General features: G+C 41.3%; 11 protein-coding genes. 8 read left to right on the forward strand and 3 right to left on the reverse strand.

Annotated elements, in window-relative coordinates:
- Positions 1-67: 67 nt before the first annotated feature.
- Together ACLOAU_RS11715 and ACLOAU_RS11720 are read right to left on the reverse strand one after the other, a co-directional pair.
- Positions 68-793, reverse strand: a complete 726-nt coding sequence (locus ACLOAU_RS11715; protein WP_427862057.1) for an outer membrane beta-barrel protein — start codon at positions 791-793, stop codon at positions 68-70.
- Between the two features lie 159 nt (positions 794-952).
- Complete coding sequence (locus ACLOAU_RS11720) at positions 953-3,307, reverse strand: 3-hydroxyacyl-CoA dehydrogenase/enoyl-CoA hydratase family protein (RefSeq protein ID WP_427862058.1); 2,355 nt, start codon at positions 3,305-3,307, stop codon at positions 953-955.
- A gap of 294 nt (positions 3,308-3,601) precedes the next feature.
- Between ACLOAU_RS11720 and ACLOAU_RS11725 the strand changes: the two genes are divergently transcribed.
- Entirely contained in the window at positions 3,602-3,859 is a 258-nt protein-coding gene (locus tag ACLOAU_RS11725) for a DUF6364 family protein (protein ID WP_427862059.1), read from the forward strand.
- A gap of 9 nt (positions 3,860-3,868) precedes the next feature.
- Positions 3,869-4,288 (forward strand): type II toxin-antitoxin system VapC family toxin, encoded by a 420-nt coding sequence (locus tag ACLOAU_RS11730; protein ID WP_427862060.1) that lies wholly within the window; start codon positions 3,869-3,871, stop codon positions 4,286-4,288.
- 1 nt (position 4,289) lies between these two features.
- Here the strand turns inward: ACLOAU_RS11730 and ACLOAU_RS11735 are convergent, their stop codons facing one another.
- Positions 4,290-5,273: a bestrophin family protein gene (locus ACLOAU_RS11735; RefSeq protein ID WP_427862061.1), complete on the reverse strand. Its 984-nt coding sequence runs from the start codon at positions 5,271-5,273 to the stop codon at positions 4,290-4,292.
- A 101-nt stretch (positions 5,274-5,374) separates the two neighbouring features.
- On the opposite strand from ACLOAU_RS11735, the gene ACLOAU_RS11740 reads away from it, so the two are divergent.
- From ACLOAU_RS11740 to ACLOAU_RS11765, 6 genes are all read left to right on the forward strand, one after another.
- Positions 5,375-5,863 (forward strand): hypothetical protein, encoded by a 489-nt coding sequence (locus tag ACLOAU_RS11740; protein ID WP_427862062.1) that lies wholly within the window; start codon positions 5,375-5,377, stop codon positions 5,861-5,863.
- A gap of 298 nt (positions 5,864-6,161) precedes the next feature.
- Positions 6,162-8,075, forward strand: a complete 1,914-nt coding sequence (locus ACLOAU_RS11745; RefSeq protein ID WP_427862063.1) for a DNA topoisomerase IV subunit B — start codon at positions 6,162-6,164, stop codon at positions 8,073-8,075.
- 104 nt (positions 8,076-8,179) lie between these two features.
- A complete protein-coding gene (locus ACLOAU_RS11750; protein WP_427862064.1) occupies positions 8,180-9,034 on the forward strand; it encodes a DUF1835 domain-containing protein in 855 nt (284 codons plus the stop codon).
- Complete coding sequence (locus ACLOAU_RS11755) at positions 9,034-9,411, forward strand: DUF4260 domain-containing protein (protein WP_427862065.1); 378 nt, start codon at positions 9,034-9,036, stop codon at positions 9,409-9,411. The genes ACLOAU_RS11750 and ACLOAU_RS11755 overlap by 1 nt, the downstream gene beginning before the upstream one ends.
- A 141-nt stretch (positions 9,412-9,552) precedes the next feature.
- Complete coding sequence (locus ACLOAU_RS11760) at positions 9,553-12,087, forward strand: DNA gyrase/topoisomerase IV subunit A (protein ID WP_427862066.1); 2,535 nt, start codon at positions 9,553-9,555, stop codon at positions 12,085-12,087.
- Between the two features lie 37 nt (positions 12,088-12,124).
- On the forward strand, positions 12,125-12,778 hold the full coding sequence (locus ACLOAU_RS11765) for an MgtC/SapB family protein (RefSeq protein ID WP_427862067.1): 654 nt from the start codon (positions 12,125-12,127) through the stop codon (positions 12,776-12,778).
- Positions 12,779-12,888: the final 110 nt, after the last annotated feature.

Genomic DNA, 12,888 nt, shown 5'->3' on the forward strand with positions numbered 1-12,888 from the left:
ATAGACTTGCAATAAAATATCATTAAACAATTTTTTAAAATTCATCAGCTCTCTTTTGCCGGTCTGTTTACAAAAAGATGTAACTGAATGATAGACGTAACTGTTGGTTATATCTGGTTGAAACAGGTTTATTCCCGTTTATTTTGGATTGTAAGTTGAAGAACGAATGATCTGCATTTAGTTTTATGCCAAGTTTTTTGTTGAAATGATAGTTTGCCACCAGGCCGCCACCAATGTCGATAGGGCGGCTATATCCAAACGTAGTAGTCACGGAATATTCACCACGAGTAACTTTTGTTTCATTTAAAAACTCTAGTTTATAATCTTCATCTTTCACTACTTCTCCATCCAGCTTTATTTTTTCGTAAGCCCTTCCGCCAATCCCATAAGAAGCATATAGACCAATGCCCGCATCGAAACATTGATCATTAGCCATATGAAATCGGTAAGCTATATCTACAGGCAACTGAATATAAGACGGACTGTAGCTAAATCTCCAATCCCTTTGTTGTCCGCTAAGCTGGTCTTCTCTTCTTGTTTTGTATCCTTTTTTTATGAACAAAAGACCTGGCGTGATAACAATATTTCGGGCAGTTACTATTTCTTTGAAAATTCCAGCCTGAAACCGGACTACAGGATCATATTCAGTGCGGGCTTCTTCATAACCGGTTGTTTCTTCATTTACTTTCATACTCGAAAGATTTGCACCCGCAGTAATACCCCATCCTTTTTGTGCATTTATTGATCCGGAGATAACAAAAGTAATTAAAGAGAATATGCAAAATATCTTCATAGCAGTTGGCTTTGTGACGCGAAGTTAGGTGGCAAGATCGATCTTTCCAATAGAGCCCGCTCGTTTAAATTTAACTTATACGAGATATTGCCAGGCTTCCAAAACGAACCTGCAATTGAAGGTACAAACTAGTGTGCCGGTATTACCTTAACCGTTTGTTTAGTTTCTTATCGGCTTCCCGGTTTTAATAACACTTTGCAAACGCTCCAGGGTTTTTCTCTCACCGCAAAGCGATAAAAAAGCTTCCCGCTCCAGGTTCAATAAGTATTGCTCGCTTACCAGCGTGGGTTCGCTCAAATCGCCCCCGCACATGACATAAGCCAGCTTGCGCGCTACTTTAGCATCATGCTCTGTTGCATATTGGCCTTGCTCCATAGCATGAATTCCTGCGAGCAGCGCTCCCAATGCGCTACGGCCTAAAACCTTGATATCGGTACGTTGTACAGGCATCGTATAACCGCCATCATACAAGTCGATAACACTGCGCTTTGCTTCGGCAACACGCCTGTCCTGGTTTATTACTACTTCATCCAGTCCCTTCCTGTACATGCCCAGGTTGAAAGCTTCATAAGCTGAAGTGGCTACTTTAGCTGTAGCAATAGTTAAGAACCTGTTTTGTAAAGTAATATTTTCAGGCTCACCTGAGTGCATTTCATCAGCAGCACGCAATGCAAACTCTTTCGATCCGCCACCGCCTGGAATAACTCCCACACCTAATTCAACTAACCCGGTATAGGTTTCAGCAGCTGCGCATATCTTGTCGCTGTGCAAACTTAATTCACAACCACCTCCCAATGCCAGGCCGTGAGGCGCCAGCACTACCGGTATGCTTGAATAACGCACCCGCATCATGGCATTTTGAAAAGCACGTATCGCAAAGTCTAGCTCATCATACTCCTGCTCTACAGCAAGCATAAAGATCATACCTATATTGGCGCCCGCCGAAAAATTAGCGCCATCGTTGGCTATTACCAAACCTTTAAAATCTTTCTCGGCTTTTTCTATAGAGGTTTGTATGCCGCTTAAGACGTCGCCGCCAATGGTTCCCATTTTAGTGTTCCATTGCAAGGCAAGTACGTCATCACCTATATCGTAAAGTTTGCAGCTACTGTTTTTCCAGACTATTTTGTCACTATAGTTTTTAAGGATAATAAATGCGTTACCCCCTGGAATTGGCAGGTATCCTTTGGAGGTAATATCATAAAACAATGTTTTACCATTCTCTACTTTATAAAAGGACGGATGACCTGCTGCGATCATTTCTTCTACCCATGGTGCAACACTGAGGCCCGCTGCTTTTACAGCTTCGGTAGTTTTAGCTACGCCCAATAAATCCCAGGTTTCAAAAGCTCCTATTTCCCAGCCAAAGCCCGCTTTCATGGCATCATCTACACGATAGAGTTCATCACTTATTTCAGGAATGCGATGGCTGATATAAGAAAATAAGCCATAATGAAATTGTTTTAAAAAATCTCCAGCCTTGTCTTTGCCTGCAACCAACATCCTGATGCGGCTGGCTAAGTCCTCGATAGGCTTAGCAGCTTCTACCGACGCAAACTTGGGTTTTACCCTTGGCTTATATTCAAAGCTTTTTAAATCCAGCGTTAAGATTTCTGAGCCTTTATCCGTTTTTACTTTTTTAAAGAATCCTTGGCCTGTTTTATCTCCCAGCCAGTTGTTAGCTGTTATTTTATTTAACCATTCAGGAGTTTTAAAGATCTGCTTTGCTTCATCATCAGGGCAATTATCATAAACGCCATTGGCTACTTTTACCAATGTGTCAATGCCTACTACGTCGGCGGTTCTGAATGTGGCTGACTTGGGGCGGCCGATAATAGGCCCTGTCAGCGCTTCTACTTCGTCAATAGTAAGACCCAGCTTGTCTACCAGCGAGAAGATAGACATAATGCTGTATACTCCTATCCGATTGGCAATAAAAGCCGGCGTGTCTTTACAAAGTACTGTAGTTTTACCCAGTATCAGGTCGCCGTATTCCATCAAAAAATGAACTACTTCAATGTCGGTTTCTTTGGTAGGAATAATTTCCAGCAGGCGTAAATAACGGGGTGGATTGAAAAAATGTGTTCCACAGAAATGCTTTTTAAAATCTTCGCTTCTGCCTTCCGCCATCAGGTGTATAGGAATGCCCGATGTGTTACTGGTAATCAAACTGCCTGGCTTACGAAACTGTTCCACTTTATCAAAAAGTTGTCGCTTAATATCCAGTCTTTCTACCACTACTTCGATAACCCAGTCGCAGGTACTAATATCTTTTAAATGATCATCAAAATTACCGGTAGTAATTCTTTTTACTATATCAGGCGTATAAAGGGGGGAGGGATTGCTTTTCGCAGCAGCAGTCAGCGCATCATTTACAATCTTATTTCTATCCTTGCCTTCTGCCGCCATATCCAATAACAATACAGGAATGCCAGCCCCGGCAAAATGACAAGCTATGCGTGAGCCCATTACACCACTGCCTAATACAGCCACTTTTTTGATGATACGTTTCATGACAATGACAATTTTTTTTTTACCGCACCTGAATTCCGCTGTTGCCCGCTATTCAGACGGGGCGTAAAATTTCCGCTTTCGAATATTGACTTAGCAATTCAGATTGAAAACAAGAACGAAACAGGTTAAATAGTTAGCTAAACAACTATTTACTATGAAGGTAAGCATTTAGAATAGAAATTTTATTTTGCACGGATTGATTGTAAGCAATTTATTGGGGAACGGGAACACGCTCTGTTAAAGTTGTGATTTGTACGTATAAGTTTTTTATCTTTGTCGTATAAAAGTGTTGCTATGGACGCCAAGGTTACTTTAAGTTTTAACGCTGCTGTAATTAAAAAAGCAAAAGATTATGCAGAGTCTCAAGGGTTAAGTTTATCACGCCTTACAGAGTTGCTATTAAAGAAAGTAATTGCAACGGGGCAGCATGAAAACATAGAACATATACCCATTGAAGAGTGGGTAAGTATGGTGGCTGAAGGCCCGGCTGAATATAAAACGTCGCCGCTTTCCAAAAAGGATAAAGCCAAATATTTTGAAGACCGTAAATAAGTTTTATCGGTGAAAATTTTTGTGGATGCTAACATACTGGTGGCAGTGGTGAATAAAGAATATCCTGTATTTACCTATGCTTCGCGTGTGCTAAGCTGGGCTACGGCTAATAAACACCAACTCGTTACCAGTGCTGTAGCATTAGCAATTACCTATTATTTTGCTGAGAAAAAACATGGCGCTGTTTCAGCCAAAGCGCGAATGGTATTGCTAATGCAATATGTTTTAATTGTTGATTGTGGCAATGACGAAGCAGTATTGGCAGTCTGTGATAAAAAAGTAAAGGATTTTGAAGATGGATTACAATATTACTCAGCGTTGAATGCAGGCTGCTCCTGCATTGTAACAGAAAATACTGCTGATTTTTACTTTTCTTCAGTAGACGTGTTAAGCGCGCAAAATTTCCTGTTAAAGTATTACCGGAAATAGATCACATCAGAATTCCGTTAATAGGTTTTAGCCGTTCCTGTATTTCCTGCTCATCCATCATTTCCTGCAGATCAACTGCTATGCTTCGGCACATGGCAGACATGGGAACATCCGTTACCGCATTTTCAAAAGGATTCTCGCTGAAATCGCCTACCTGCTCCATTGAGTTAAAGATCCAGGCTACTACCAGGCAAACAGGAAAGATCAGCCAGGGCACTGTTGGGGTAAGTTCAACAATTTGGGAGATGAGCCCAAAGGGAAGAATGAACATAAATACATCAACAAACAACCGGCTAAATACCGCGTATTGCCTGGGAAAAGGATAGTTTTTAATACGTTCGCATCCGCCCTGGTTATTGTAAAGTTCCTGTATGATATTGCACATGGTCATATATTCCATAGCATCTATAACACCGTTTGCTTTAAGGGCTTTTAAGTCTGCGTTTTGCATGTTTAATAAATAACTCGCTATATTACCCTTCTTTTTTACCTGGGCGTAATCTTCAGGCGTAAGGTATTTATTCAAAATACGATCGGCTTTTTGTTCGAAGCTATCCTCGTCATTTCTCTGTAGAGGAGAGGTATAGCGCTGGTAGTAGGTTTCAGACCATACTTTATTTCTCCGGAGCTGCAGCCTGAGCATATTACACCAGGCTATATGCCGGCGTATTAGCTTTGTACTGATATCTTTATCATTAATCAATTGTAATACCATGGTTCCCCACATCCTGCTGGAGTTGGTAATGCCACCCCAGATGCGACGTGCTTCCCACATACGGTCGTAAGAAGAGTTGTTTTTAAACCCCACATAAAAGGAAACGGCAGTGCCTATTAATGTAATGGGCAGCAGGGGAATAGCTATATTATGATAGCCCAGCACTACATAGAGTATATATACCAGCAAACTGGACACCATGGGGATGAAAATGGTGTAAACAGTATTCGGTACCAGGTATTTTAATCTGATAAATCGGGTGGTATACATGCAATTGGTTTTCTGCACGGAAGTTAAATAAAAACCCATAATCCTCGTGTAATGGCAGGTTACTTTATACGCAGGGGCGTATTAATAAAAAAAACAGCCCTATGAGAAAATTGTGTACCTGTTCTTGCATGTTATTGCTTGTTTTTGTTTTTTGCGGATGTTCTATCCGGCCTGTGTATATTATCCGGAATGAATCCAGGGAACCTGTAGCTGTGATCCTTACTATAAAAGGAGTTAATGACAGTATTGGGGGAGGCAATTTTGAAATAGCCGGCGCAGGACAGATAGTGCCATTGAAAAAATCTAACCTCGCCACGGCATTTGGTAGTAAGATCGCCGGAGTGTGGGATAAAAATGGTGCCTGCCAATTTGAGGTTCCAGCCGGATGGTCGGTCGATATTACCAGCCTGCTAGAACAATTAAATCCAGATAGGGGATCCTCTGCCAGCTTTAACGGATCGGCAATAGAGATTAAATACAACAACTCTGCGCTGAAATTTGGCAACAATATAGCTGAAGTGCAGCGTATTTTTGAAGTTAAATCCTTCTTTTGGGGAGGCCCGCTGGTTTATTATTTGGACCTCGAATAGACCTGTTTATTTTCTTCACACCCTGTGTATAAAAGTCGGGGCTCGACGGGATTTCAGTTTTATTATATTTGCGTGTTTCGCTACGTTCACCCGGCGGCCATTTTACTGCATTTTATCTCGCGAGGCGTTGATTTTCTGCAAAAATTGCTTAAATGGTTGTTGCCGGCTGGGATAGCAGCGAACTCCCTAATGCTGGTTTGTAGGTCTGTGGCGGATTCGCTGCGAATAGCCTGGTATTGCCGGATTAGAGTGGAAACGGGGAAGCCCCATAAAATTTTTATTAAAAAGGAGATGATAAATGGCTAAGGAAAAAGTTAGTACACCGGGTTCTGATTATGATGAGGATAGTATAAAAAGCCTTGACTGGAAGGAACATATACGGCTGCGTCCGGGTATGTATATTGGTAAACTGGGCGATGGTGGTAGTCCTGACGATGGTATTTACGTGCTGGTGAAAGAGGTAATGGACAACTGTATTGATGAATACACCATGGGGCATGGTAAAACCATTGAGCTGAAGATTGAAGGAAAGACAGTAACTGTTCGTGATTATGGCAGAGGTATTCCACTGGGTAAAGTGGTAGATGTAGTAAGTAAAATTAATACGGGCGCCAAATACGACAGCCGTGCTTTCCAGAAATCAGTGGGGTTGAACGGGGTAGGTACCAAAGCGGTTAATGCATTGAGTACTTATTTCAAAGTGTCTTCCATCAGGGAGCAGAAGGAAAAGGTGGCGGAATTTGAAAGAGGCATCCTGACGAAAGAGCATAAAGAAAGCAGCACTACCGGAGCGAACGGTACAATGGTGACTTTTATCCCTGATGACACCATATTCAAGAATTTTAAATTTCACCCCGAGTTCCTGGAAAACCTTTTGTGGAATTATTGCTTCCTGAATGCAGGATTGAAAATAATCTTCAATGGTAAATCGTATATCAGCCGCAATGGGTTACTGGACCTGTTGGAGCGCAAAACCAACCCCGATGAAATAAGATATCCCATCATTCACCTGAAAGGAGAGGATATTGAATTGTCCATTACACATGGTAATGAATATGGTGAGGAACTGTATAGCTTTGTGAACGGGCAACATACTACGCAAGGAGGTACACATCAACAGGCGTTTAGAGAAGGTTTTGTAAAAACGATTCGTGATTTTTATAAAAAGGACTATGAAACTTCTGATATAAGAACGGGTATTGTAGCTGCTATAAGCGTGCGTGTGGTAGAGCCGGTTTTTGAAAGCCAAACCAAAACCAAGCTCGGCTCGCAAAACGTGGACGTCAATGGTCCGAGTATGCGGCAGTTTGTGGGCGACTTTTTATCAAGGGAACTTGATAACTATCTTCATAAGAATCCTGCGGTTGCCGATGCGCTGAAAAAACGTATTGAACAAAGTGAGCGCGAAAGGAAAGATCTGGCCGGCATTAAGAAACTGGCTAATGAGCGGGCTAAAAAGGCCAATCTGCATAACCGGAAATTACGCGATTGCCGGTACCATTTAAACGAAGAGCCGCCAGCAAAGAACAAAGAGGAAATCATAGCTAAGCAAGCTGAAACCACCATTTTTATAACGGAGGGTGATAGTGCGAGTGGATCGATTACTAAAGCGCGTAATGTGGAAACTCAGGCCGTGTTTAGCTTGCGTGGCAAGCCTTTGAACTGTTTTGGTTTAACTAAAAAAGTGGTATACGAAAATGAGGAGTTTAACCTGCTACAGCATGCGTTGAATATAGAAGAAGGAATGGAGGGACTGCGGTTTAATAATATTGTAATTGCAACCGATGCCGATGTAGATGGCATGCACATTCGATTGTTGATCATGACCTTCTTCTTACAATTTTTCCCCGACCTCGTAAAACAGGAAAAGGTATACGTGCTGGAAACGCCATTGTTCAGGGTTCGTGACAAAAAGGAAAGAATTTACTGTTATAGCGAAGCTGAGAAAAAAGCGGCGCTGAAGAAGCTTTCAGGTAAACCGGAGGTGACACGTTTTAAAGGTTTGGGAGAAATAAGTCCGGATGAGTTTGGCCAGTTTATAGGTGCTGACATGCGTAAGCAATTAATGCGTGTAGAACATGGAGATCATATACAGCAGTTGTTAGAATATTATATGGGTAAGAACACCATGGAACGGCAAACATTTATCATCAATAACCTGGTAGTAGAGATTGACAAGGAAGAAGAATTGGAAAAAGCCGCTGTTAATTAATTGTTGATTTAACTGCGGAAAAATTGCGGAAAGTTCTGACTGCTGTTTTGCGTATTTGAAAGATCTATCATTAGTTTTTACTTATCAATTATTAATTAAACCAAATGATACATATAGTATTCAACGAGGTGGAAATTGAGCTGATGCACAAAGTGCAGGAGCTCGACGAGTCGCTTGCCGGTGAAGTAATACAAATAAAGGACGACTATGCAGTGGGGCCTGTTGATCAGATTTACGAGACCGAAGGGTATCAGCAGCGGAGAGACTGGTGGAAACAATTGTTGGAGAATTCACCCTATAAAGAACAGTCAGACCTGGTAGATGATAAGCTGACTGTACATAACCTGATAAAAGCCTTGCAGGAAAATGAAGAAGAGCAGGCATGGATATGGATGGGGCAAAACCAGCACGATGTATGTGGTTATTACTGGCTGATGCCGCAGTTAAGAGAGTTCCAGGGAAGAGTGATGGTATTATACATGAACAATCTCCCTTTTATTAATGAAAAAGGACAGATATTTTATCCCTCCTGGTTAAGTGAGATTCAACCTTCCGAATTTTTAAAAGCTAAAAAGCTGGCAAGGCCTATTACATTAAGTGAATATGAGGTTGACCCTGACGAGTGGAACAAGTTGTCGCAGGAAAATGCAATGGTGCGCATACTGGAAGGGGGGAAAAAAATAGTAAGCAGGGAAGATGCTTTTTACGATGCCGAGATACTAAAGAATATAACAGGCGAGTGGCAGAAAGTTTCCAGGGTGTTGCAAAACACATTGAACCGGATGAAGATAAAAACAGGTGATGTGTTTTTAATGTGGCGTATCAGAACGTTGATTGAAGCAGGCAGAATTGTAACGGAAGGCGATATTAACAAAGACTGGAAATCCTTTGATGTTAAATTACCTGGACCCGGAAAGCAGATGGAATTATTGCCTGAATTAAATGAAAACGGGCAGTAATGAAGTGGCTATTGAAAACGGAAGAGTTAGTGATGCTGCTGTTGGGCATTTTTTTGTTATGGAATAGTGACGCAGCCTGGTATTGGTATATCTTGATTTTGTTCGGTCCCGATATTAGTATGTTGGGCTATCTGGTCAATAATAAAGTTGGCGCCGCGTTGTACAATCTTTTTCATCATAAAGGAATAGCGATATTGATCTTTCTCGCAGGAATGTATTTAAACAATGATTTGCTATTGAGAGCAGGGGTTGTATTATTTGGGCATGCTGCGCTGGACAGGATTGCTGGTTACGGGTTAAAGTATAATAAGGGATTTTCGTTTACGCATCTGGGGGTGATAGGTAAACATAAGAGCGATGATACGGCTGGTTATTGATATAACTCGCCTATGGCGCTACCTCTCCGATGGCAAATGAAGAGATAAATGGCAATAAAGCTGTAATATTAGCCGCGTAGCGGCGACATATAAATATTTATTTGAGTTTTTAGATTAAGGTAAAAGTTTTTGACGAGTAATATGAAAGAAGAAATTGTAGATAATATTGAGCATAGTGACAGTAGTGGTATACAGGGACAATTTAAGACATGGTTTTTAGATTATGCCTCGTATGTAATATTAGAGCGTGCGGTGCCTGCCATTGAAGACGGATTGAAGCCGGTACAGCGCCGTATCCTGCATTCCATGAAGCAAATGGATGATGGGCGTTTGCACAAAGTAGCTAATATCGTTGGGCAAACTATGTCTTATCATCCGCATGGAGATATGAGTATACGTGATGCCCTGGTGAATATGGGGCAAAAAGACCTGATGATTGATACACAGGGTAACTGGGGTAATATTGAAACGGGTGACGATGCAGCAGCCTCCAGGTACATTGAAGCACGCCTCAGCAAATTCGCATTGGAAGTGGCTTTTAATGCTAAAACTACTGAATGGCAGTTAAGCTACGATGGGCGCAATAATGAGCCTGTTACATTGCCCATGAAGTTTCCGTTGCTACTGGCTCAGGGAGCAGAAGGTATTGCTGTTGGGCTCTCAACGAAGATACTTCCTCATAATTTTTGCGAATTAATTGAAGCTTCTATTAAATACCTGAAAGGTAAAAAGTTCGAACTGTTCCCTGATTTTCAAACCGGCGGTATGATCGACGTTGCCGATTATAACCAGGGCAAGAGAGGAGGCAAGGTAAAAGTAAGAGCGCATATAGAAGAATTTGATAAAAAAACACTTCTGATCAAAAGTGTGCCTTATGGTGTAACTACCGATCAGCTGATAGAATCTATTGTAAAAGCTAATGATCAGGGCAAGATCAAGATCAAAAAAGTTACCGATAACACGGCTGCTAATGTGGAGATCCAGGTAGACCTGGCGGCAGGTATTTCGCCTGATATCACTATTGATGCGTTGTATAAGTTCACCAACTGTGAAATATCTATTTCACCCAATGCCTGTGTAATTATAAAAGACGATGGTGTTCCAAAACCCGTATTCCTTTCTGTTCAGGAGTTACTAAAAATTTCAGTTGATAATACCAAGAACCTTTTACAGCGCGAACTGGAAATTAAACTGGGTGAGCTGAATGATAAATGGCACTACACTTCTCTGGAGAAAATTTTCTTTGAAGAAAAAATTTACCAGGAGCTGGAAGACCGGAAAGCAAGCTGGGAGAAGGTTATAGAGAATATTGAGAAAGCATTTGTTCCATACCGGAAAAAATTAAAACGGGATGTAACAAGGGAAGATGTGTTGAAGCTTACAGACAAACCAGTTCGCCGGATTCACAAAACCGATATTGATGATCTGATTAACCAGATCAAAGGCCTGGAAGCTGATATTAAGCAAACGCAACATGACCTGGATAATCTGGTAGATTATGCTGTAGCTTATTTCGAAAATCTTTTAAAGAAATTCGGTAAAGGACGTGAAAGGAGAACAGAGATCAAGCAGTTTGAGATTATCGAAGCCAAACACGTAGTGATCGCGAATACCAAGCTGTATGTAGATCGCGCCGGTGGATTTATCGGCACAGGTTTAAAGAAAGACGAATTACTGTTTGAATGCTCTGACCTCGATGATATCATTGTATTTACCAAGAGAGGGATCATGAAAGTGATTAAGATTGCAGATAAAACTTTTGTTGGTAAAGACATTATTCACGTAGCCGTATTCCAGAAGAATGATGAACGTACTACCTATAATATGATATATGTAGATGGTAAAACCGGGGTTAGCTTTGCCAAAAGATTTAATGTAACGGGTATTACCCGCGATAAAGTATACGATTTAACCAAGGGCGACGAGAAAAGTAAGGTTCACTATTTTACAGTTAACCCAAATGGTGAGGCGGAGATCGTTAGAATCGTATTGAGTCCCAATAGTTCGGCACGCATCAAGGATCTTGATTTTTACTTTGAAGAACTGGCCATTAAAGGGCGTAGCAGCGTAGGTAATCAGGTTACCAAGTATGCCATTAAATCAGTGAAATTTAAAGAAGCGGGAAGAGCGACCCTGAGCGGTAAGAAGCTTTGGTTTGATGATAAATTTGGCAGGTTAAATACGGATGACAAAGGGCAGTACCTGGGAATGTTCGAGCCTGCCGATCAGTTACTGGTAATTTACTCGGATGGGCACTATGAATTAACAGATCAGGAAATGACTCAAAAGTTCGATCCTGAAAAGGTATTGCTGATTGAACGTTATAACCCTGAAAGTATAATTACCGCTGTTTATGCCGATATGAAGCAGTTGCAGTTTAACGTGAAGCGTTTTAAAATAGAAACCACCACCTTACGTAATAAGTTCCTGTTTATTAAGGAAGGAGACGGCAACTACCTGGAATGCGTAACAACAGCAGCCGAGCCCGTGCTGCAGGTGCAAAGTGGTCGGGGTGAACAGGTGCGTCAGGCCAAATTTAAACTGGCTAAAGTTACAGATGTGATGGGGTGGAAGGCAATAGGTGCGAAGCTGACCGACTATAACAAAAGTGTGTCAATGGAGTGGGTTGGAACAAAAGAGAATGAATCGCCGCAGCAGGAGCTTTTTGCAGATTAGAGGTATTATTTTGACGTAGTATATTAAAAAAATACAAATGCGCATGTTTGAGTTTTGGGACATTAATGACTTGTACAAAGCGTTGATCGCACTTGCGGCAGGTGTAGTGCTTGGACTGGAACGGGAAATGAAGGATAAGGCAGCGGGCCTTAAAACCATTACTCTGATTACACTGGGTTCTGCTCTATTTGCGATTATTTCTTACAATGTCGGGCAACCCAATAGCGAGGCAACCCGTATTGCATCTTATATTGTTAGTGGCATCGGGTTCTTAGGAGCCGGTGTCATTTTCAAAGATGGTGTAAATGTAAGCGGTCTTACAACTGCCAGTGTAATATGGCTGGCCAGTGCAGTGGGCATGGCAATTGGTTTCGGAGAAGTATACCTGGCATTGATCTTCCTGGGAGTATCTCTCTTATTTATCTATTTCGGAAGTACGGTTAACAGGTTTTTCCCTAGCTATAAAGTGAGTCGTATGCTGATGATCTCTCTGCATAAATCAAATGCAGAGAATCGTAAAGAATTGATCGCCCAAATGAGAACAATGTTGGTGAAAATTGAAGAAAGAAAGTTGTCTGTAAAAGGGGAAAAGCTTTGTATTTATTTTGACATCACGGTTAAAAGCCGAAAGATGAAAATGTTTGAAGATTTTTTGCTTAGTAAAGAACACATTCTGGAGTTTGAAATGTAACTTTTGCTTGTTGCTGTTTATTTCATCGTCTAAAAAAGGTAGTTCAACTGCCAATTTACCCCAATTAACGAATAGAAACACATATTAGAATATTGATATAGGTGATTGTA

The organism is Paraniabella aurantiaca (genome assembly GCF_050309965.1).
GTDB lineage: Bacteria > Bacteroidota > Bacteroidia > Chitinophagales > Chitinophagaceae > Niabella.